Consider the following 19,448-nt stretch of genomic DNA (forward strand, 5'->3'; position numbering starts at 1 on the left):
TGGACGGACCCCCGACGCTAGTCCGCGACCGGAGGTCCGTCCCGGGGGTGATGCCCAGGTGTCAGATGTCGAAGCCTCCGCCGAAGTCCCCTCCCCCGAAGTCGCCTCCCCCGAAGTCCCCGAAACCCCCGCCGGAGTCGCCGGCCCCGTCGGCACCGAAGTCGCCGCCGCCGTCGCTGGCCGTCTCGGTGCCGGCGTCGGCACCGCCGTCCGCACCGCCCTCGCCCTCGGAGCCCTGGTCGCCGCCGGCGTCGTCACCCGCGCCGCCGTCCGCCGTCGCCCCGGCGTCGGGCAGGAACGCGCTCATCAGGGTCGACCCGATGACGTAACCGGCCACCGTGCCCAGGATCGACCCGCCGATGATCGAACCCATGCCGGGGCCCTGACGGAGGGGCTGGCCGTTCGGCCCGACCTGCTGCCGTCCGTCCGGGCCGCCGCCGAGGGTGCGCTCGAGGGTCCCGGGTCGACGCAGCTCGGACCGGGTGGCGGCCTGGGCGAGCGAGCCGGCGTCGTCGCCGCGCGGTGCCTCGCCGGGGCTCGACTCGGCCGTCAGCTGGTCGAAGACGAGACGGCGTTGTTCGGGGCTGAGCTTCGCGAACGCCTCGGCGTGCACCTGCTCGATGGTCTCGGGCGGGGCGGTCTTCAGCAGGTAGCGGTACCGCTCGACGGCGATCTCGTCGTCGCTGCGCGCCGGGCCGGTGCCGGCCGACGAGGCCGGGACCGGCGGCTGCTGGCCGTACCCCTGCTGCGGGGCGGCGCGCTGCTCGTAGCTCTGCTGCCCGTACTGGTAACCCTGCGGAGCGGAGGGCTGCTGCGGCTGGCCCTGCTGCGGCTCGCGGCCGAGGAGGCGGTCGAGGAATCCCATGGTGGTGTCCTGTCGGATCGTGTGCTCGGTGCCGCACGCGGGGCGCGACGTCGGTCTGCCCACCACGGTACGGATCGTCCCGGCCCGCCGCCTGGACGGCGACGGAACGTCAGCCGCGAACGTCCTGATCGACGGCGTCACGCGACGCGTCGTCGACGCCGGCTCGACGGCGGCGCACCGACCGGACGACGAGGAACACCACGACGCCCGCGATGGCGGCGTACACGACGTAGTCCAGGTACTTCGCGTACCGGTCGATGAGCTCGTACTGGGTGCCGAGGGCGGCGCCCATCCCGATCAACAGCCCGTTCCAGAGGCCGCTGCCCACGATCGTGAAGACCGAGAAGACCAGCAGGGGCATGCGCTCGGCACCGGCGGGAAGCGAGATGAGGCTGCGCACGCCCGGGATGAACCGGCCGAAGAACACCGCGGACCGCCCGTGGCGCTCGAACCAGCCGGCCGCCTTCTCGAAGTCGTGGCGGTCGACCAGCGGCAGCTTGGCCAGCCACCGGATGCTGCGGTCGAGGCCGAGACCGGCCCCGAACCCGTAGAGGACCAGGGCGCCCAGGTAGGCGCCGAGGGTGCTCAGCGCGATCAACAGCACGATGTTCATCGACCCGGCGCCGGCCAGGAACCCGGCCAGCGGCAGGATGACCTCGCTGGGGATCGGCGGGAACACGGTCTCGACGAAGGTCAGCAGGGCGACGCCCCACTCGCCGAGGGCGTCGATGACGCGGGCGGCGAACCCGACGAGGCCGTCGAGGTCGGCGACGACGCCCTGGCTCGAGGACGAGGAGGCGCGGAGGACGAGGGATGTCGAGGTCATGGGTCCCAGGTGGTCGGTCGGGCGCTCGGGGGCGCAACGGATCGGCAGCCCCGAGTATGGCGGGGCAGCCTGCGCGTCCGCCCACAACGCCCGGGTGGGCTGCGCCTGACGGGGAACACCGCATCGCTTGCTACATTGACCTGTGTCGGCTTGGTTTCCGACGCCGGACACACTCACGAAACAGGACCCCAATGGGATCGCTCATCTACGGAACCTCGGGCATCGAGGTCGAGTTCGAGGACCGCGTGCTCGAACACCTCCAGATCGTCATCGCCACCAAGCTGCGTCGCCGCGAGTCGTTCTTCTTCTCGTGGCGCGACACGCAGAAGGTCGGTGACGGTCGCAGCAGCATCTGGCTGGACGCCGGCATCCCGCTCTACTTCAAGTACTCCGGCGGCCGGGTGCCGTCGATCAACCGTGACTGGCTCACCGAGCTGACGGCCTCGTCGAACAGCTCGTCCGGCCTCGTCCTCACCGACGAGCCCAGTCTCGACAACAGCGCCAAGCGACGCGGCTGACCCGCGCCTCCCCCCTTTCGAGGCGTTGACCCGGTTCGGGTCCGTTCCGTACCGTGGGCCCGACGGCGACGGAGGGGGCGGTCATGCACGGTGTCAGGCGCGCGAGCGCGGGCCGTCTGGCGATCGCCACGATGATGACGGTCGCCCTGGTCGCGGCCCTCGTGACGGCCCAGGCCCCCGTCGCGGCGCGGGCCTCGGACGCCGTTCTCTCGCAGGGACGCAGTGCGGGGGCCTCGTCGGTCGCTTCGCGGTCCACCCCGGCAGCGGCCGCGGTGGACGGTGACGGACGGACGGGCTGGAGGAGCGCGCGGGCGGGCTCGCAGTGGTTGCAGGTCAGCATCGGGCCGCAGGTCGACGTGTCGCAGGTCTCGCTGCAGTGGGGTGACGCCCCGGCGACGGCCTACGAGGTCCAGATCTCGTCGAACGGCAAGACCTGGCGCACGCTGGCGTCGACGACCCGGGGTGACGGCGGCACGGACACGTACGACGTGGCGGGGACGGGGAGGCACGTCCGGGTGCTCGCGACGGTCTCGGCCACGGGCACGGGGTACTCGCTGTCCGAGCTGACGGTGCGTGGGTCCCGGACCGGGTCGTCGTCCGCCACCCCGAGCGTCCGGCTCGCCGGTGGTGCCGGCTCGTGGCACCTCGAGGTCGACGGGCGGCCCTTCACGGTCGAGGGGGTCACCTACGGCGCCCCGGTCGCCGAGGCGGCCACCCACTTCCCCGACATCGCCTCGATGGGCGCCAACACGGTCCGCACCTGGGGCACCGACACGGGCTCGGGGCGCCTCTTCGACGCCGCGTCGGCGTCCGGTCTCCACGTCGTCGCCGGCCTGTGGCTCGACCACGGCGTCGACTACGTCGGCGACACCGCGTACAAGACGGCCACTCTGGCGACCATCCGCTCGACCGTGGCCGCCTACCGGGATCGGCCGAGCCTCCTGGCCTGGGACGTGGGCAACGAGGTGATGCTGGGGCAGGGCGAGAGCCAACGTGTCGCCTACGCCCGCTTCGTCGACGAGGTCGCCCGGACGATCCACTCGATCGACCCGGGCCACCCCGTCACCTCGACCGACGCCTGGATCGGCGCCCTCTCGTACTACGAGGAGCACGCTCCGTCGCTCGACTTCTACTCGGTCAACTCGTACGGCGGTGTCGGGTACCTCGAGGACGGGTGGATCTCCGGCGGCTACACCAAGCCCTACCTGGTGACCGAGACCGGTCCGGCCGGATCGTGGGAGGTCCCCGACGACGCGAACGGCATCCCGCTCGAACCCGGCGACGAGGCCAAGGCCCGGGCCTACACCGCCGCGTGGCAGGCCGTCCTGTCCCATCCCGGCGTCGCCCTCGGGGCCACCGTCTTCAACTACGGCCTCGAGAACGACGAGCCCGGCGTCTGGTTGAACCTCCGGACCGACGGCCTCCGTCGGCTGTCGTACTTCGCGGTCCAACGCGCCTACGGCGGGGAGGCGCCCACCAACACGTCGCCCGTCGTGCGCTCCGTGACGCTGTCCCCGGCCTCGGGAGTGCGCCCGGGCACACCCGTCACGCTGACGACCTCGGTGACCGACCCCGACGGCGACCCCGTGACCTACCGGGTCTACGCCACGAGCCGGTACGTCGACGGGGACGAGTCCCTCCGGCCGTTGCCGGCGACCACCACTGGGCCGGGGACCAGGACGGTGCAGGCCCCGTCCCGCCCCGGGGTGTGGAAGATCTACGTCTACGCGCTCGACGGCCGGGGCAACGTGGGCATCGAGGCCCGCTCGGTCCGCGTCGTCTGAGGTCCCCGCGTCGTCTGGCGTGCCCGCGTCGTCGAACGTCGCTGCGTCGTCTGACGTCCCCGCGTCAGCGGCGGACGAGTGCGGCGACCGCTCGCCACCCCACGACGAACACGCCGAGCACGACGACGGTCACGACGACGAAGCTGACCTGCACACCCTGACCGCTCACCACACGGAGCAGCACGCCGATCACGGCGGTGGAGACCCAGACGACCGCTCCCGAGCGGACGGCCGACAGCGGCCAGCGGACGCCGGTCACGCTCGCCCAGCCGACGACCGAGCCGACCACGAACGGCCACAGCGTGCCGAGCAGGCCGGGCAGGTCGAGACCTTCGGCGTGGCTGCGACGGCCGATGACGACGAAGGCCAGGACCGCGACGAGGTCGACGACGATCGGCCACCAGGCCGGGCCGACCTCCCGCCGCCGGGTCGTCGCGGACGAGGTCGGGCTGGGGCGGGTCATCTCGGTGTCCTCTCGTGACGTCGGCACGCGCCGCGGACCGGGTCGCTCGGGTTCAGCGCGACCGCGGCTGCTCGAGTGCGCGCGACAACTCTGCCAGCAGTTCGTCGACCTGGGGGGCCACGAGGCGGTCGATGGCCTCGGCGATGCGCGGACGGTGCTGCACCAGGGCCAGGCACAGGCTCGTGCCGACGGACTCGGCGTGGTCGCCCGCCAGGGTGATCTCGTGTCGCAGTGCGGCCTTGGCCTCGTCCGAGTACTCGGGCTCGGGCTCGGGTCGCGGGGCCGGACCCGGTCGGTGTTCCGATCCGGCGGCCGGACGAGGCTCGTCGGGCAGAGGCGCGTCGGTCGGCGTCGCCGAGTCGGGCGGCAGCAGCCAGCCGTCGAGGTCGTCGGGGTCGAACGACGCGGCCGCGACGTCGGGCTCGGTCGTGGAGGTGGCTCCGGTGGACCCGCCCACGACGGTCGGGTCGGGCGGGACGATGCCGGCGTCGGCCGGCATCCCCGCGAGCCCGGCGAGCGTGAAGAGGAACGGCTGGCCCGGTTCGGGTTCGGGGTCGAGATCGAGACCCTGGAACTCGGGGTCGAGACCCTGCTCGGGTCGGTAGCCCCGCGCCTCCTGGGCCTCGGCGAGTCGCAGCTCGCGCGTGACGAGCGGCAGGTTGCGGGCCGTGTACTCGTCGACGTCGTCGTCGACGATCTGCCGCATCCGGTTCAACAGCGCGTGCTGCACGGCGTGCGGCACGTCGTGGTCGAATCCGGCGGCGGTGGCGACGGGCGAGCCGAGGCACACCCGACACGGTCGCGTGCGACCGCGGGCGGTGCCGATGTGCCACCGGGGCAGCCAGCGCAGCCAGGCGTCGACGGCAGAGCTCACGCGTCCCTCGATCTGCTCGGCCATGCCTCGAATCTAGGGCGAAAAGCAGCCGGGACGCCGACACGCCCGGGCGATTCCCGGGGATCGAGGTGTCCGAGCAGCCCGCGGAGCGGACGGCGGTGCACGACTCGGGCCGCGTCACCCGCGTCGACGCCGGGACTCAGCCCGACGTGACGAAGTCGATGAGTTCCTCGACCCGGCCGAGCACCGACGGCTCGAGGTCGGCATAGCTCCGCACGCGCGACAGGATGTGCTGCCAGGCCCGCGCGATGTCCGCCTGGTCCTCGTGCGGCCAGCCCATGGCCTCGCACACGCCGTGCTTCCACTCGACGGATCGGGGCACGACCGGCCAGGCCTCGACACCGAGCCGCCCGGGCTTGACGGCCTGCCAGACGTCGACGAACGGGTGACCGACCACCAACACGTGGCGGCCGAGCGGACTGCGGGCGATGCCCTCGGCGACACGGCTCTCTTTCGATCCCGGCACCAGGTGGTCGACGAGCACGCCGACGCGTCGCTCGGGCCCCGGCCGGAAGTCGCGGAGCACGTCGGCCAGGTGGTCGACGCCCTCGAGGTACTCGACGACGACGCCCTCGACCCGCAGGTCGGAGCCCCAGACCTTCTCGACCAGCTCGGCGTCGTGCCGCCCCTCGACGAAGATGCGACTCTGACGGGCGACCCGGGCCTTGGCCCCCTCGACGGCGAACGAGCCGGACGCCGTGCGCGCCCGACCCTGAGGCGCCGCCCGCGGCACCCGCAGCGCGACGGGGGCGCCGTCGATCGAGAACGAGCCCGACATCGGGAAGGCCCGCACCCGGCCCTTCCAGTCCTCGAGCTCGACGGTGCCGGCCTCGACGCGGACGATCGCGCCCGTGAAGCCCGACCGGACCTCTTCCACCACGAGGTCGCGGACCGCGTCGGTCGGCGTCGGCGCCGGCTTCGTCGAGCGCTTCCAGTCGCCGGCGAGCACGTCGGCACCGTACCGGTCGTCATCCACGGGGGCCTCCGGAGCGTGGTCGGGGTTGGTAGGGGCGGGGTGGGCCCTTTCGCGGGCCGTCGGCGGGTGCGGTCTCGGGACGCCCGGACGTGCGGCCCGGCCGGGGGGACGGAGCAGGAGGCGCGGTGCCGCTCCGTGGAGTCGCCTCGGTCGGGCGCTGGCTCACCTTCGGCGGACGCGCCGCCGACGCGTCGGGCTTCGGGAGCGCGACGCGGGTGGAGGACGGTGACGACGCGACCCGCGCCTCGCGGTCGGATGCGGCCGTGCGGACCGCGACGCCCGCCGGGGTCGGCGTGAAGCCGATCGTGAACACCCAGATCAGACCACCCAGGACGAAGAGCACGAACGCGGCCGACACGGCCGCGGGCAGCCACCAGGCCGCGAGGGGCCCACCCTGCGAGACGAGGGCCAGGACGAACAACGCTGCGACGAACGACAGGGAGGCGCTGGTCGCCACCGCGAGGTAGCGCTGGTACCGGCGCCTCATCTCGGCCCGGTTGGCCGGGTTCTTCCAGAAGGCGGCGTGCGGGACGAGCACGTGGCGGGCGGGCGTGACCGCGAGGAACAGAGCCGACACCGACCAGGTCACGACGATGCCGACCACGAGCACGGCGCCAAGGAGGACGAGGTCGTCACGGCTCGCCGCGAACGCCGACCCACCCGTCTCGCTGAGGTGGACCATCACGACCCGGCCGGGCAGGACGCGCGAGGCCACCGCGAGCGTCACGAGCACGCCGACGAAGGCGACGGCCACGGGCACGGCGGGGCGCAGACGCGCGACGAGGTTCATCGTGCGCCGCTCCCTGCCGCGGCCGTGGTCACGTCGATCAGGCCTGCGCCCGCTCGAGCACCAGCTCGCGGACGCGCGCGGCGTCCGCCTGCCCCTTCATGGCCTTCATGACGGCGCCGATGACTGCACCGGCGGCCTGGACCTTGCCGTCGCGGATCTTCGCCAGCACGTCGGGCTGACCGGCCAGGGCCTCGTCGATGGCGGCGATGAGCGCGCCGTCGTCCGAGACGACCTTCAGCCCTCGGGCCTCGACGACCTCGGACGGGCTGCCCTCGCCGGCGACGACGCCCTCGAGCACCTGACGGGCCAGTCGGTCGGTCAGCTCGCCGCTCTCGACGAGCGCGATGAGTTCGCTGACGTGCAGGGGCGACACGAGGCTCGAGGCCTCGACGCCCTGCGCGTTGGCGAGGCGGGCGATCTCGCCGGTCCACCACTTGCGTGCGGCCTGGGGTGAGGCACCCGCGGCGACGGTCTCGACGAGCTCGGTGAGCAGGCCGGAGTTCACGACGTCCTGGAACTCGAGGTCGGCGAACCCCCACTCGGACTTGAGCCGGCGACGCTGGGCGACCGGCGCCTCGGGAAGGGCCAGACGCAGTTCTTCGACGAGCTCGCGAGGAGGGACGACGGGCAGCAGGTCGGGCTCGGGGAAGTACCGGTAGTCGTCGGCGTCGCTCTTGGGGCGGCCCGCCGAGGTGCGACCGGTGTCTTCGTGCCAGTGGCGCGTCTCTTGCGTGATGGTGCCGCCCGCGGCGAGGATCGCGGCCTGACGCTGGATCTCGTAGCGGACCGCGCGCTCGACCGAACGGAACGAGTTGACGTTCTTGGTCTCGGTGCGGGTGCCGAGCTTCTCCTGCCCGTGCGGACGCAGGGAGACGTTCGCGTCGCAGCGCAGGTTGCCGCGCTCCATGCGGGCCTCGCTGACGCCGAGGGCCCGCACGATGTCACGGATGGTCGACACGTAGGCCGCGCCCAGCTCGGGACCCTTGGCGCCCGCGCCGATGATCGGCTTGGTGACGATCTCGACGAGCGGGATCCCGGCGCGGTTGTAGTCGACGAGGGAGTACTCGGCGCCCTGGATGCGACCGGTCGACCCGCCGACGTGCGTCAGCTTGCCGGCGTCCTCTTCCATGTGGGCGCGCTCGATCGGGATCGCGAAGACGGTCCCGTCCGGCAGCTCGACCTCGACCTCGCCCTCGAACGCGATGGGTTCGTCGAACTGGCTGACCTGGTAGTTCTTGGGGTTGTCGGGGTAGAAGTAGTTCTTGCGGGCGAAGCGCGAGCTCTCGGCGATCGAGCAGCCCAGGGCCAAGCCGAGGCTGATCGAGTAGCGCACGGCCTGCTCGTTGACCACCGGCAGCGACCCGGGCAGGCCCAGGTCGACCGGGGTGACGTTGGTGTTGGGCTCGCCACCGAAGAAGTTCGGGGCGTCCGAGAACATCTTGGTCTTGGTCGCCAGCTCGACGTGGACCTCGAAGCCGAGGACGACCTCGAACTGCTCGAGGGCCTTCTCGTAGTCCATCAGGTCTGCCTTGGCCATCAGATGACTCCCTCGGTGGCGGCGGTCTGCTCGGTCGCGCTCAGGTCGGGCGCGCGCGAGATGAGCGTGTGGCCCCAGCCCTGCTCGAGCAGCTGCTCGAGGGCGGCACCGTAGGTGTAGAGGCGGGCGTCGCCGCGCGCGGGGGCCATGAACTGCAATCCCGTCGGCAGCCCATCCTCGGCGGCCAGGCCCATCGGCACCGTGATGCCGGGGATGCCAGCCAGGTTGGCCGGGATCGTCGTGATGTCGTTGAGGTACATGGCCAGCGGATCGTCGATCTTCTCGCCGAGCCGGAACGCCGTGGTGGGCGCCGACGGCGAGACGAGGACGTCGACCTGGTCGAACGCCGCCGCGAAGTCGCGCTGCACGAGGGTGCGTACCTTCTGCGCGCTGCCGTAGTAGGCGTCGTAGTAGCCCGCGCTCAGCGCGTAGGTGCCGAGGATGATGCGGCGCTTCACCTCGGGGCCGAAGCCGGCCTCGCGGGTGGCGGCCATGACGTCCTCGACGGTGCCGCCTCCCTCGGGGACGACCCGCAGGCCGAAGCGCACCGAGTCGAACTTGGCGAGGTTGCTCGACGCCTCGGCCGGCAGGATCAGGTAGTAGGCGCTGATCGCGTGCTCGAAGCTCGGGGCCGAGATCTCGACGATCTCGGCACCGGCCGCGCTCATGAGGTCGAGGGCCTCGGCGAAGCGGGCCTTGACGCCGGCCTGGAAGCCCTCGCCGTTCAGCTCGCGGACGACTCCGATGCGGACGCCCTGCAGGGCCCCGCCGGCGAGACCGGTGCGGGCCGCCTCGGTGAACGAGGGCCAGGCGTCGCGCAGCGAGGTGGAATCGCGGGGGTCGTGCCCGGTGATGACGTCGTGCAGCATGGCGCTGTCGAGCACCGTGCGACTGACCGGGCCGACCTGGTCGAGCGAGCTGGCCAGGGCGATCGCGCCGTAGCGGCTGACCGACCCGTAGGTCGGCTTGACCCCGACGGTGCCGGTGACGGCACCGGGCTGGCGGATGGACCCGCCGGTGTCGCTGCCCAGGGCGAGGGGCGCCTCGAAGGCGGCGACGGCGGCCGCGGAGCCGCCACCCGAGCCACCGGGGATGCGGTCGAGCGACCAGGGGTTGTGCGTGGGTCCGTAGGCCGAGAACTCGGTCGACGAGCCCATCGCGAACTCGTCCATGTTGGTCTTGCCGAGGGGGACGAGGTCGGCCGCGCGCAGCTTGGCGACGACGGTGGCGTCGTACGGCGGCACCCAACCCTCGAGGATCTTGCTGCCGGAGGTCGACGGCATGTCGATCGTGCAGAGGACGTCCTTGATGGCGATCGGGACGCCGGCGAGCGGGCCGAGGGCCTCGCCCGCGGCGCGGCGGCGGTCGACGTCGGCCGCCGTGTCGAGTGCGGCCGTGCTGACGTGCAGGAAGGCGTGGACGTCCCCGTCGACCGCCTCGATGCGGTCGAGGTGGGCGCGCGTGACGTCGACCGACGACACGTCGCCGGCGGCGAGGCGGGTCGACAGCTCGGCGGCGGACAGGTGGACGAGCGAGGTGGTGTCGGTCATGGCTACTGCTCTTCTCCCAGGATCGCGCTCACCCGGAAGCGCGAGCCGTCGTGGTCGGGGGCGCCGGACAGGGCCTGCTCGGCCGTGAGCGTCTGGCCCACGACGTCGGGCCGGAACACGTTCTCGAGCGGGATCGGGTGGCTGGTCGCCGGGACGTCGTCGGTCGCGACCTCTCGAACCTTGGCGACGCTGTCGACGATGTGGCCGAGCTCGGCGGTCATCGTGTCGATCTCGGCCTCGGTGAGGGCGATGCGGGCGAGACCGGCGAGGTGCTGCACCTGCTCGCGCGTGATTTCGGACATGCTTCTCTCTCACGTGGTCGTGCGGGGGTACCGCGGCGGCGGTACCGCACGATTCTACGGGGCGGCACCGACGCGCGGGGTCGTGGTGGGTCGCGGCGTCGGACCCTCAGTCGCGGAAGTAGACGTCCTGCGGCCGCACGAGCGTGAGGGCGGGCGCCTCCGGACCGCCCTCGCCCGGTTGGCCGGTGCGACCGTCGACGAGTGCGCCGTGCCCGAGCCCGATGAGGGCCAGGCTGCGCATCGACTCGGTGCCGGCCCGGAAGTAGTCGTTGTGGCCGAGGGCGGAGGCCAGGGCGTGTCCCGTCACCGCGTCGGCTCCACCGCTCAGGTGCAGCACGACGGCGCCGAAGGCGCCCGTCGCCGGGTCGGCCCCGAAGAAGCCGCTCCCGGCCACGGGATCGAAGCTGCCGGCGGCGGCGTACACGTCGTGACCGCGGACCGCGAGCTCCCCGGCGTCGGAGACGACGCTGCCGGGCGATCCGAGCAGTACCAGCGAGTCGACCGACACGCGTCCGGACGACAGGGCGATCGTCGCCGTCGTCGAGCCGTACGAGTGCGCCATGACCGACACCCGCGGCTCGTCGTCCGCCCGGGCCGCGTCGAGCCCGTCGAGCGCGTCCACGAGGTGGGAGGCACCCTGCCGAGCGAGGCCGAGGTCGTAGAAGTTGGTCAGGTCGGGCGTCTGGTAGCCCATCCAGGCCACGACGGCCACGGTCGGCACGGGGCCGGGGCCGCCGCGGCCCAGCAACGTCGCCCAGGTGGCCTGCTCGTCGTGGAGGGCGCCGGCGGTGTTGGTCCAGTCCACGAGCTGGTCCGACACCGTGAACAGCATGCCGGGGACGAGCACGCTGACGTGGTCGGCGGTGTCGAGGTCGCCGACGGTGACGGCCGCGCGTCCGGGCAGGACCGTGTCGAGCGCCACGAGGTGTCGGTCGGCCGCCCCGGCGAAGGGGACGTCGTTCGTCGCCCCGTCGAGCGTCGCCCGCACCTGCTGGAGCATGGCCAGACGACGGGCGTCACCCGGCTCCTCGTCGACCGAACCGATCCGCTGCGAGACGGCGACCGTCGCGTACCGCAGGAGCTGCCGGTTGGCGGTGTCGCGCACCGAGTACGGGACGCCCTCGAGGTTGCCGACGACGCCCGGCACGCTGCGCGCGAGGACCGCCTGCCGACCGTCGCCCAGCCCGGACCACCAGGCGGCCGTGACCTCGGGTGCGACCTGCTCACCGAGCGCCGCCGTCAGCGCCGTCGCGTCGTCACCGTCGGCGTCGAGGGTGTCGGCGAAGCGCTCGACCCCGGCCGAGGAGGCGCGGGCCAGCTGGTCGAGGCAGGCCTCGGCCGAGAAGGCGGTCGCCTCGACCTCCCGGCAGCCGTCGAGCTCGGGCACGGCACGACCGTCCCGTACCGGTGCGACCCCCGGGACGTTGCCCGGCGACGCCCCGACGAGTGGCCCGGTGGCCGGGCGGTCGAGCGTCACGTCGGTCGCCGACGGCACGGTCGGAGCGTCGGCCACCCCGGCGAGGTGCACCGAGGCAGAAAGCATTGCTGCAGCGAGGAACAGCACGTCGGGTCTTCCCCCTAGTCACGTGCCTGTACCCCGGCTCCCTACTGCTGGAGAACGACACGTCCTCACATCCTAGGAAACGAAAGTGCCCCTGACCAGGGAAATCATGATTCAGGCGCCTCCTCGTCCCCCACCTGGGGGACAACGAGAGCCGCCGGGCCCTCCTTAAGGAGGACAGCGAATTGCTCCGCGTCGATGATCCGTACCCCGAGTTGCTCGGCCTTCGTCAACTTCGATCCGGCGCCGGGTCCGGCCGCGACGAAGTCCGTCTTCTTGCTCACGCTGCTCGCCGCCTTGCCACCGGCCTCGACGATGGCCTCGAGTGCGCCCTCGCGTGTGAATCCCTCGAGGCTCCCCGTCGCCACGACCGTCACGCCCGAGAGCACGCCACCCGCCGCCTCGGCGGCACCCGGTCCGGGATGACCGGGTGTGGCGAACTGCACTCCCGCCGCCGTCCACCGATCGATGATCTCGACGTGCCAGTCGACGTCGAACCAGGCGAGCAGCGCATCGGCGATGATGCCGCCCACGCCGTCAACGGCCGCGAGCTCGTCCCGCGAGGCGGCTCGGATGGCGTCGAGCGAGCCGAAGTGGTTGGCCAGCGCCCGGGCCGCGACCGGCCCGACGTGTCGGATGCTCAGACCGACCAGGAACCGCCACAGCGGGCTGGTCTTCGCCTTCTCGAGGTTCGCGAGCATCTCGATCGCCGTCTTGGACGGCACCGAGGTCTCGTCACCCGAGAACTCGGCGGCCGAGGGGTCGAAGGCGCCGTCGCGCTTGGCGCGCTTCCGGCGGAACGGGGTGACGAGTTTCGGCTGCCCGTCGGCCTCGAGCTTCTGCATGCCGGTCTCGGTGTCGCGGACGACGACCCGTACGGGGAAGATGTCGGCCATCGTCAGGCTGAAGAGGCCGGCCTCGGTGCGCAGGGGCGGCGTGGCCGGCTCGACGGGCTGCGTCAGCGCGGCCGCCGCGACCTCGCCGAGCCCTTCGACGTCGAGGGAGCCGCGGGACGCGATGTGCTCGACGCGTCCGCGGACCTGGGCAGGGCAGCTCTCGGCGTTGGGACAGCGCAGGTCGATGTCGCCCTCTTTGGCGGGCTTGAGCGGGGTGCCGCACTCGGGGCAGTCGACGGGCATGACGAACTCGCGTTCGGTGCCGTCGCGCAGCTCGATGACCGGGCCGAGCACCTCGGGGATGACGTCGCCCGCCTTGCGCAGCACGACGGTGTCGCCGATCAGCACGCCCTTCGCCTTGACGACCTGCTGGTTGTGCAGGGTCGCCTGGCGCACCTCGCTGCCAGCGACCTCGACCTTCTCCATGACGGCGAAGGGCGTGGCCCGACCCGTGCGTCCGACGCTCACGACGATGTCGAGCAGCGTCGTGTTGACCTCTTCGGGCGGGTACTTGAACGCCGTCGCCCACCGGGGAGCCCGGCTCGTGGCCCCGAGCTCTTCGTGCAGGGCGAGGTCGTCGACCTTGACCACGATGCCGTCGATCTGGTGCTCGACCGACGAGCGCCGCACCCCGTAGTCGTGGATGAAGGCCTCGACCTCGTCGACGGTGTCGAAGACGCGGTAGTGGGTCGAGATGGGCAGGCCCCACCCACCCAGCAGGTCGTAGACCTCGGATTGCGACCGGACCTCGGTCGCCCGCTCGAGTTCGCGGACCGGCCACGCGCCGATGCCGTGCACGAGCATCCGCAGGCGGCGCAGGCGTGCGTGCATCAACTCGCGCTTCTCGGGGCTCTTGCCCTCTCCTTTCTGACGCAGCGAGCCGGCGGCGGCGTTGCGGGGGTTCGCGAAGACGCGTTCTCCCGCCTCGCGCTGCTGGGCGTTCAGTTCGTCGAACTCGCTGACCGGGAAAAAGATCTCGCCTCGCACCTCGACCAGCGGCGGGTGGCCGGTGCCCTCGAGCCGTTCGGGGATCGTGCCCATGGCGAGCACGTTGCCGGTCACGTCCTCGCCGACGACGCCGTCGCCGCGGGTGGCGGCGGTGACGAGCACGCCGTCCTCGTACCGCAGGTTGATCGCCAGGCCGTCGATCTTCAGTTCGGTGAGGAACCGCACGCGTTCGGCCCCGGCGTCGCGCTGGACCTTGCCCGCCCACTCGGCGAGCTCGTCGTCGCTGAACACGTTGTCGAGGCTGAGCATGCGCTCGGCGTGCTCGACCGGGGCGAACTGCGTGGTCTCGGCCCGGCCACCGACCGTCTGCGTGGGGCTGTCGGGCTTCTGCAGCTCGGGGTGAGCCCGCTCGAGGGAGTCGAGGCGTCGCACGAGGCCGTCGTAGTCGGCGTCGGAGACGGTCGAGCCGTTGCCCTCGTAGTACTGGTCACGCAGCTCGAGGATGCGGGTCGTCAGACGTTCGGCCTCGTCTCGCGCCTGGGACAGGTCGTCGGGGACGCCGTCGGTCTCGACCGCGGGCCCGGAGGCGGAGGCGTCGTCGCCGGTCTCGCTCATCGTGGTCGCCTCAGACGGTGACGTCTGCGGGCACGGGCACGGCGCTGACCGTGCGGTCGATCGTGCACTGACCGAGGACACGGGTGCCGACGTAGACGACGGCGGTCTGCCCGGGGGCGACGCCGTTGAGGGGTTCGCGAGGTGTGATCACGAGTTCTTTCTTACCCTCGACCTCCGACACCCGCGCGACGGCGGGTACGGGGTCGGCGTGGGCACGGATCTGCACGTCGCAGTCGAACGCGACCGTCGGGTCGACCGGGGCGAGCCCGGCCCAGGTGTACGAGCCGCCGGCGATCTCGGCGATGTCGAGGGCCTCCTTCGGTCCGACGACGACCGTGTTGTCGACCGGTCGCACCTCGAGCACGAAGCGCGGCTTCCCGTCGTCGGACGGGAAGCCGATGTTGAGGCCCTTGCGCTGGCCGACCGTGAAGGCGTGCGCCCCCTCGTGCGACCCGACCACGGCACCGCTGCGATCGAGGATCTCACCCGTCTCGGCACCGACCCGCTCGGCGAGCCACCCGCGGGTGTCGCCGTCGGGGATGAAGCAGATGTCGTGGCTGTCGGGCTTGGACGCCACGCTGAAGCCGCGCTCGGCGGCCTCGGCCCGCACCTCGGCCTTGGAGGGCGTCGCCCCGAGCGGGAACATCGAGTGCGCGAGCTGCTCGGCGGTGAGCACGCCCAGCACGTACGACTGGTCCTTCGCCCAGGCGGAGGCGCGGTGCAGCTCTCGGTTGCCCCGGTCGTCGGTGACGATGGTCGCGTAGTGACCCGTGCAGACCGCGTCGAAGCCGAGCGCGAGCGCCTTCTCGAGCAGGGCGGCGAACTTGATGCGCTCGTTGCAGCGCATGCAGGGGTTGGGTGTTCGGCCCGCGGTGTACTCGGCGACGAAGTCGTCGACGACGTCGAGCTTGAAGCGCTCGGAGAAGTCCCACACGTAATACGGGATGCCGATCTTGTTGGCGGCGCGCTGGGCGTCCATCGAGTCCTCGATGGTGCAGCAGCCACGGCTGCCCGTTCGGAGCGTCCCCGGCATCCGGCTGAGCGCCAGGTGCACGCCCACCACGTCGTGGCCCGCCTCGACCGCCCTCGCCGCGGCCACCGCCGAGTCGACTCCACCACTCATCGCTGCCAAGACCTTCATCCGACAAGTGTACGCAGCGGGCCTAGGGTGGCGAGCGACATGTCTTCCTCCTCCCCCGCCTTCAGCATGCGGTCGGTGGCCCTCGCGGCGTTCCTGCCCGCGGCGCTCTTCGCCATCGGCGAGGGGGCCATCATCCCGATCATCCCCGTCGTCGCGAGCGAGCTCGGTGCCTCGCTCCCCTTCGCCGGCTTCGTCGCCGCGCTCATCCTCGTCGGCGAGCTGATCGGAGACATCCCGAGCGGATGGCTCGTCAGCCGCATCGGCGAGCGCACCGCGATGATCGGTGCCTCGCTCGTGAGCATCGGCGGTCTCGTCACCTGTCTGCTGGCGCCGAACGAGATCGTCCTCGCCGTCGGCGTGCTGGTGATCGGCCTCGCGACCGCGGTCTTCGCCCTCGCACGGCACGCCTTCATGACCAGCTTCGTGCCCGTCGAGATCCGCGCCAGGGCGCTGTCGAGCCTCGGCGGAGTCTTCCGACTCGGCTACTTCGTCGGACCGTTCCTCTCGGCCGGGGTCATCGAGCTGACCGGGTCCGTGCAATCGGCGTTCGTCGTCCACATCGTCGGCTGCCTCGGCGCGGCGATCGCGCTGCTCGTCCTGCGCGACCCGTCGGCTGCCTTCGGCGTCCGGCCCGGCAGCGGCACGGAGGACGGCGCCGACCTCGTCGCCCGGGAGGCACACGGCCTCTTCGCGACCCTCTGGCGTCATCGAGGCGTGCTGCTGAAGCTCGGCAGCGGGGCGGCCCTGATCGGCGCCATGCGTTCCGGTCGCCAGGTCATGCTGCCCCTCTGGGCCGTCAGCATCGGCCTCGGGGCGTCCGAGACCGCGATCATCATCGGCATCGCCGGCGCCGTGGACTTCGCGCTCTTCTACACGAGCGGACAGATCATGGACCGCTTCGGGCGCCTCTGGAGCGCCGTCCCCTGCATGGTGGGCCTCGGACTCTCGTACCTCGCCCTGTCGGTCACGCACGACCTCGACGCCAGGGTCGGATGGTTCGTCGCCGTCGCGATCCTGATGTCCCTCGCCAACGGGGTCGGCAGCGGCATCCTCATGACGCTCGGTGCCGACCTGGCCGACAAAGGCGACCCCGCACCCTTCCTCGGCGCCTGGCGCTTCACCGGCGACGCGGGCAGCGCTGCGGCGCCCCTGCTCATCTCCGGGGTGACCGCGGTCGTGTCGATCTCGCTCGCCAGCGGGGTGATGGGCGTCCTCGGCCTCGTGGGTGCGGCGATCCTCGTGCGCTACGTGCCCCGCTACTCACCGCACGTGCCCCGCTCGCAGCGCTAGCGCCTCCTCGTCCCCGTTCCCGCCGAGGGTCGCCGTCGGTACACTCGGTGCTGCCGCGGGAGTGGTGGAATTGGCAGACACGCAGGATTTAGGTTCCTGTGCTTTCGAGCGTGAGGGTTCAAGTCCCTTCTCCCGCACACAGAGCGCCGTAACGACGTGCCCCCTCCCGCCAGGGTTCACGTCCCTTCTCCCGCACACAGAGCGCCGTCACGACGTGCCCCCTCCCGCCAGGGTTCACGTCCCTCCACCCGCACGGGTACCCTGAGCGAGACCGGCAGGCCGGCCACCACGACCGGAGAACACCCGATGCTGCCCCTCGTCTCCATCCCTTGGTTGAACCCCGAGTACCTGCTCACGTCCTTCGGACCGTGGGCCGTGCTCGGCGTCTGCCTGCTCGTCTTCGCCGAGACGGGCCTGCTGATCGGCTTCCTGTTCCCGGGTGACACGCTGTTGATCATCACGGGCATCCTCGCCGCGACGAACCCCGGCGCCCTCGGCCTGCCGATCTGGCTGATCGCGATCTTCATCAGCATCGCCGCGTTCGCCGGCGGCGAGCTCGGATACCTCATCGGCCACAAGGTCGGCCCCCGCATCTTCGAGCGGAAGGAGAGCGGGCTGTTCAGCGTCGCGAACGTCAACCGCACGAACGCCTTCTTCGAGCGCTTCGGCCCGATGGCCGTCATCATCGCCCGGTTCGTCCCGGTGATCCGCACCTTCGCGCCGATCATGGCCGGAGTCGGCCACATGAGCTACCGGCGGTACTCGCTGTTCAACGCCGTCGGCGCCGTCGTCTGGGGCATGGGCATCACGTTGGCGGGCTTCGGCATCGGGCACATCCCGCCCGTCGCGGACTTCGTCAGCTCGTACATCGACCTCATCCTGCTCGGGGCCGTGCTGGCGACGGTGATCCCCATCGCGATCCACTACTTCCACGGGGTGCACCAGGCCAAGAAGGCCGAGGCCTCGGGCGAGGTCGAGACGCCGCACGTCTCGTCCGCGCCGCACGACGCCTGACCACCCCGGGCACCAGGCGCCCGCCGGCCGAGGGCCCCGAGGAGGCGCGCGCGGCTCAGTCCGCGAGCGCGGCCACCCGGGGCGCGATCGCCCGGAACGCCCGGGAGCGATGGCTGACGGCGTTCTTCTCGTCCGCGGTGAGCTCGGCCGCGCTGCGGCTCTCGCCCTCGGGGCGGAACACGGGGTCGTAACCGTGCCCGTTCGAGCCGACCCGCGCCTCCAGCACCTCGCCGTGCCATTCGCCGTACTCGACGTGCTCGACCCACGCGCTCGCCTCGGGCGGCCCGTCGGGGCCTTCGGCACCGACGGGCGGCGGCACGACGAGGGCGGCGGCGCACGAGAACCACGCCGAGCGGTCGTCGGCACCGTCGAGCTCGGCCAGCAGCTTGTCGATGTTGTCGTCCGCGTCGCGGGTGCCGGCGTAGCGCGCCGAGTGGATGCCGGGAGCCCCGCCCAGGGCCGCCGCCGAGATCCCGCTGTCGTCGGCGAGGGCGGGCAGCCCGGTGTGACGGGCTGCCGCACGCGCCTTGATCAAGGCGTTGGCCGCGAACGAGTCACCGTCCTCGACCGGCTCGGGGCCGTCGTAGGCGACCAGCTCGACGCCCGGCGCCGTCTCGGCGAGCAGCAGTCGGAGCTCGGCCACCTTGCCCTTGTTGTGCGTGGCGATGACGACACGGGTCATCGGCCGAGGGCCTCGCGCTGGAAGCGGCTCAGGTCGACGGCGCCGGCGACGGCGAGGTCGAGCAACGAGTCGAGCTCGCGACGGTCGAACGGCGCGCCCTCGGCCGTGCCCTGCACCTCGACGAACGACCCGCTGCCCGTGACGACGACGTTCATGTCGGTCTCGGCACGGACGTCCTCGACGTAGGCGAGGTCGAGCATCGGCTCGCCGTCGATGATGCCCACCGAGACGGCGGAGACGCTGTCGGTCAGGGGCGTGGCCTTCTGCCCGACGAACTTCTTCTCGCGCCCCCACTCGATCGCCTGGGCGAGGGCGACGTAGGCACCCGTGATCGCGGCGGTGCGGGTGCCGCCGTCCGCCTGCAGGACGTCGCAGTCGAGGACGATCGTGTTCTCTCCGAGGGCCTTGGTGTCGACCACGGCGCGGAGGCTGCGGCCGATCAGGCGCGAGATCTCGTGCGTGCGACCGCCGATCTTGCCCTTGACGCTCTCGCGGTCGTTGCGCGAGTTGGTGGCCCGGGGCAGCATCGCGTACTCGGCCGTGACCCAGCCCTTGCCCTTGCCGGTCAGCCAGCGGGGCACGCCGTTCGTGAAGGACGCCGTGCAGAGCACCTTCGTGCCGCCGAAGGTGATGAGGGCGCTGCCCTCGGCGTGGGCGCTCCACCCGGTCTCGATCGTGACGGGGCGCAGGTCGGTCGTGCTGCGCCCGTCGGCGCGGACGGTCGTGCTCGTGGTGTCGGTCATGGTGCCTTCTCTCGGCTGGGGATGGACGGTGGCGGGCGGGGTCGTCGACCCC

General features: G+C 72.0%; 18 protein-coding genes and 1 tRNA gene. 5 read left to right on the forward strand and 14 right to left on the reverse strand.

Going from position 1 to position 19,448, the window contains the following annotated elements; all coding sequences use genetic code 11:
• Positions 1–61: 61 nt before the first annotated feature.
• Together HQQ78_RS09125 and HQQ78_RS09130 are read right to left on the reverse strand one after the other, a co-directional pair.
• A complete protein-coding gene (locus HQQ78_RS09125) occupies positions 62–865 on the reverse strand; it encodes a hypothetical protein (protein ID WP_173152651.1) in 804 nt (267 codons plus the stop codon).
• Between the two features lie 109 nt (positions 866–974).
• Positions 975–1,691 (reverse strand): DedA family protein, encoded by a 717-nt coding sequence (locus HQQ78_RS09130; RefSeq protein ID WP_173152654.1) that lies wholly within the window; start codon positions 1,689–1,691, stop codon positions 975–977.
• 191 nt (positions 1,692–1,882) lie between these two features.
• On the opposite strand from HQQ78_RS09130, the gene HQQ78_RS09135 reads away from it, so the two are divergent.
• Together HQQ78_RS09135 and HQQ78_RS09140 are read left to right on the forward strand one after the other, a co-directional pair.
• Positions 1,883–2,209 (forward strand): hypothetical protein, encoded by a 327-nt coding sequence (locus HQQ78_RS09135; RefSeq protein ID WP_056048554.1) that lies wholly within the window; start codon positions 1,883–1,885, stop codon positions 2,207–2,209.
• A gap of 83 nt (positions 2,210–2,292) precedes the next feature.
• On the forward strand, positions 2,293–3,993 hold the full coding sequence (locus tag HQQ78_RS09140) for a discoidin domain-containing protein (protein ID WP_216844321.1): 1,701 nt from the start codon (positions 2,293–2,295) through the stop codon (positions 3,991–3,993).
• Between the two features lie 64 nt (positions 3,994–4,057).
• Here the strand turns inward: HQQ78_RS09140 and HQQ78_RS09145 are convergent, their stop codons facing one another.
• The 10 genes from HQQ78_RS09145 to mnmA form a co-directional block, all read right to left on the reverse strand.
• Complete coding sequence (locus HQQ78_RS09145; protein WP_173152657.1) at positions 4,058–4,456, reverse strand: DUF3054 domain-containing protein; 399 nt, start codon at positions 4,454–4,456, stop codon at positions 4,058–4,060.
• A gap of 52 nt (positions 4,457–4,508) precedes the next feature.
• Complete coding sequence (locus tag HQQ78_RS09150) at positions 4,509–5,354, reverse strand: spermidine/putrescine ABC transporter substrate-binding protein (protein WP_173152660.1); 846 nt, start codon at positions 5,352–5,354, stop codon at positions 4,509–4,511.
• A 136-nt stretch (positions 5,355–5,490) separates the two neighbouring features.
• Positions 5,491–6,327 carry a DUF3097 domain-containing protein gene (locus HQQ78_RS09155; protein WP_192122713.1) on the reverse strand — a complete coding sequence of 279 codons (837 nt, stop codon included), beginning with the start codon at positions 6,325–6,327 and terminating at the stop codon, positions 5,491–5,493.
• A complete protein-coding gene (locus tag HQQ78_RS15880; protein WP_173152662.1) occupies positions 6,320–7,117 on the reverse strand; it encodes a hypothetical protein in 798 nt (265 codons plus the stop codon). Before HQQ78_RS15880 ends, HQQ78_RS09155 begins: the two co-directional genes overlap by 8 nt.
• A 37-nt stretch (positions 7,118–7,154) precedes the next feature.
• A complete protein-coding gene (gene gatB / locus HQQ78_RS09165) occupies positions 7,155–8,654 on the reverse strand; it encodes an Asp-tRNA(Asn)/Glu-tRNA(Gln) amidotransferase subunit GatB (RefSeq protein ID WP_056048565.1) in 1,500 nt (499 codons plus the stop codon).
• Positions 8,654–10,204, reverse strand: a complete 1,551-nt coding sequence (gene gatA, locus HQQ78_RS09170; protein WP_159827029.1) for an Asp-tRNA(Asn)/Glu-tRNA(Gln) amidotransferase subunit GatA — start codon at positions 10,202–10,204, stop codon at positions 8,654–8,656. The genes gatB and gatA overlap by 1 nt, the downstream gene beginning before the upstream one ends.
• A 2-nt stretch (positions 10,205–10,206) precedes the next feature.
• A complete protein-coding gene (gene gatC, locus HQQ78_RS09175) occupies positions 10,207–10,506 on the reverse strand; it encodes an Asp-tRNA(Asn)/Glu-tRNA(Gln) amidotransferase subunit GatC (protein ID WP_159827032.1) in 300 nt (99 codons plus the stop codon).
• A 106-nt stretch (positions 10,507–10,612) separates the two neighbouring features.
• Positions 10,613–12,070, reverse strand: a complete 1,458-nt coding sequence (locus tag HQQ78_RS09180; RefSeq protein WP_173152664.1) for an alpha/beta hydrolase — start codon at positions 12,068–12,070, stop codon at positions 10,613–10,615.
• 104 nt (positions 12,071–12,174) lie between these two features.
• Entirely contained in the window at positions 12,175–14,526 is a 2,352-nt protein-coding gene (gene ligA / locus HQQ78_RS09185) for an NAD-dependent DNA ligase LigA (RefSeq protein WP_173152667.1), read from the reverse strand.
• Between the two features lie 10 nt (positions 14,527–14,536).
• Positions 14,537–15,667, reverse strand: a complete 1,131-nt coding sequence (gene mnmA / locus HQQ78_RS09190) for a tRNA 2-thiouridine(34) synthase MnmA (protein ID WP_173152669.1) — start codon at positions 15,665–15,667, stop codon at positions 14,537–14,539.
• A 39-nt stretch (positions 15,668–15,706) separates the two neighbouring features.
• On the opposite strand from mnmA, the gene HQQ78_RS09195 reads away from it, so the two are divergent.
• The 3 genes from HQQ78_RS09195 to HQQ78_RS09205 all read left to right on the forward strand — a co-directional run bounded on the left by HQQ78_RS09195 (position 15,707) and on the right by HQQ78_RS09205 (position 17,971).
• Positions 15,707–16,957 (forward strand): MFS transporter, encoded by a 1,251-nt coding sequence (locus HQQ78_RS09195; RefSeq protein WP_123571528.1) that lies wholly within the window; start codon positions 15,707–15,709, stop codon positions 16,955–16,957.
• A gap of 55 nt (positions 16,958–17,012) precedes the next feature.
• Positions 17,013–17,094: transfer RNA gene (locus HQQ78_RS09200), tRNA-Leu, on the forward strand.
• Positions 17,095–17,263: 169 nt separating this feature from the next.
• Positions 17,264–17,971 (forward strand): DedA family protein, encoded by a 708-nt coding sequence (locus tag HQQ78_RS09205; RefSeq protein ID WP_173152671.1) that lies wholly within the window; start codon positions 17,264–17,266, stop codon positions 17,969–17,971.
• A gap of 55 nt (positions 17,972–18,026) precedes the next feature.
• Here the strand turns inward: HQQ78_RS09205 and HQQ78_RS09210 are convergent, their stop codons facing one another.
• Entirely contained in the window at positions 18,027–18,653 is a 627-nt protein-coding gene (locus HQQ78_RS09210; protein ID WP_173152674.1) for a non-canonical purine NTP pyrophosphatase, read from the reverse strand.
• Positions 18,650–19,396 carry a ribonuclease PH gene (gene rph, locus HQQ78_RS09215; RefSeq protein ID WP_043595412.1) on the reverse strand — a complete coding sequence of 249 codons (747 nt, stop codon included), beginning with the start codon at positions 19,394–19,396 and terminating at the stop codon, positions 18,650–18,652. The genes HQQ78_RS09210 and rph overlap by 4 nt, the downstream gene beginning before the upstream one ends.
• Between the last annotated feature and the right edge of the window lie 52 nt (positions 19,397–19,448).

The sequence above is a fragment of the Frigoribacterium sp. VKM Ac-2859 genome (assembly GCF_013204925.1).
Taxonomy (GTDB): domain Bacteria; phylum Actinomycetota; class Actinomycetes; order Actinomycetales; family Microbacteriaceae; genus Frigoribacterium.

Bases quoted from the DNA above. Each gene is read 5' to 3' on its own strand.
- gatB (WP_056048565.1), bottom strand. From the start codon at position 8,654: ATGGCCAAGGCAGACCTGATGGACTACGAGAAGGCCCTCGAGCAGTTC.
- gatA (WP_159827029.1), bottom strand. From the start codon at position 10,204: ATGACCGACACCACCTCGCTCGTCCACCTGTCCGCCGCCGAGCTGTCG.
- HQQ78_RS15880 (WP_173152662.1), bottom strand. From the start codon at position 7,117: ATGAACCTCGTCGCGCGTCTGCGCCCCGCCGTGCCCGTGGCCGTCGCC.
- HQQ78_RS09150 (WP_173152660.1), bottom strand. From the start codon at position 5,354: ATGGCCGAGCAGATCGAGGGACGCGTGAGCTCTGCCGTCGACGCCTGG.
- HQQ78_RS09210 (WP_173152674.1), bottom strand. From the start codon at position 18,653: ATGACCCGTGTCGTCATCGCCACGCACAACAAGGGCAAGGTGGCCGAG.
- HQQ78_RS09135 (WP_056048554.1), top strand. From the start codon at position 1,883: ATGGGATCGCTCATCTACGGAACCTCGGGCATCGAGGTCGAGTTCGAG.
- HQQ78_RS09195 (WP_123571528.1), top strand. From the start codon at position 15,707: ATGTCTTCCTCCTCCCCCGCCTTCAGCATGCGGTCGGTGGCCCTCGCG.
- gatC (WP_159827032.1), bottom strand. From the start codon at position 10,506: ATGTCCGAAATCACGCGCGAGCAGGTGCAGCACCTCGCCGGTCTCGCC.
- mnmA (WP_173152669.1), bottom strand. From the start codon at position 15,667: ATGAAGGTCTTGGCAGCGATGAGTGGTGGAGTCGACTCGGCGGTGGCC.
- HQQ78_RS09130 (WP_173152654.1), bottom strand. From the start codon at position 1,691: ATGACCTCGACATCCCTCGTCCTCCGCGCCTCCTCGTCCTCGAGCCAG.
- HQQ78_RS09140 (WP_216844321.1), top strand. From the start codon at position 2,293: ATGCACGGTGTCAGGCGCGCGAGCGCGGGCCGTCTGGCGATCGCCACG.
- HQQ78_RS09145 (WP_173152657.1), bottom strand. From the start codon at position 4,456: ATGACCCGCCCCAGCCCGACCTCGTCCGCGACGACCCGGCGGCGGGAG.
- HQQ78_RS09125 (WP_173152651.1), bottom strand. From the start codon at position 865: ATGGGATTCCTCGACCGCCTCCTCGGCCGCGAGCCGCAGCAGGGCCAG.
- HQQ78_RS09205 (WP_173152671.1), top strand. From the start codon at position 17,264: ATGCTGCCCCTCGTCTCCATCCCTTGGTTGAACCCCGAGTACCTGCTC.
- ligA (WP_173152667.1), bottom strand. From the start codon at position 14,526: ATGAGCGAGACCGGCGACGACGCCTCCGCCTCCGGGCCCGCGGTCGAG.
- rph (WP_043595412.1), bottom strand. From the start codon at position 19,396: ATGACCGACACCACGAGCACGACCGTCCGCGCCGACGGGCGCAGCACG.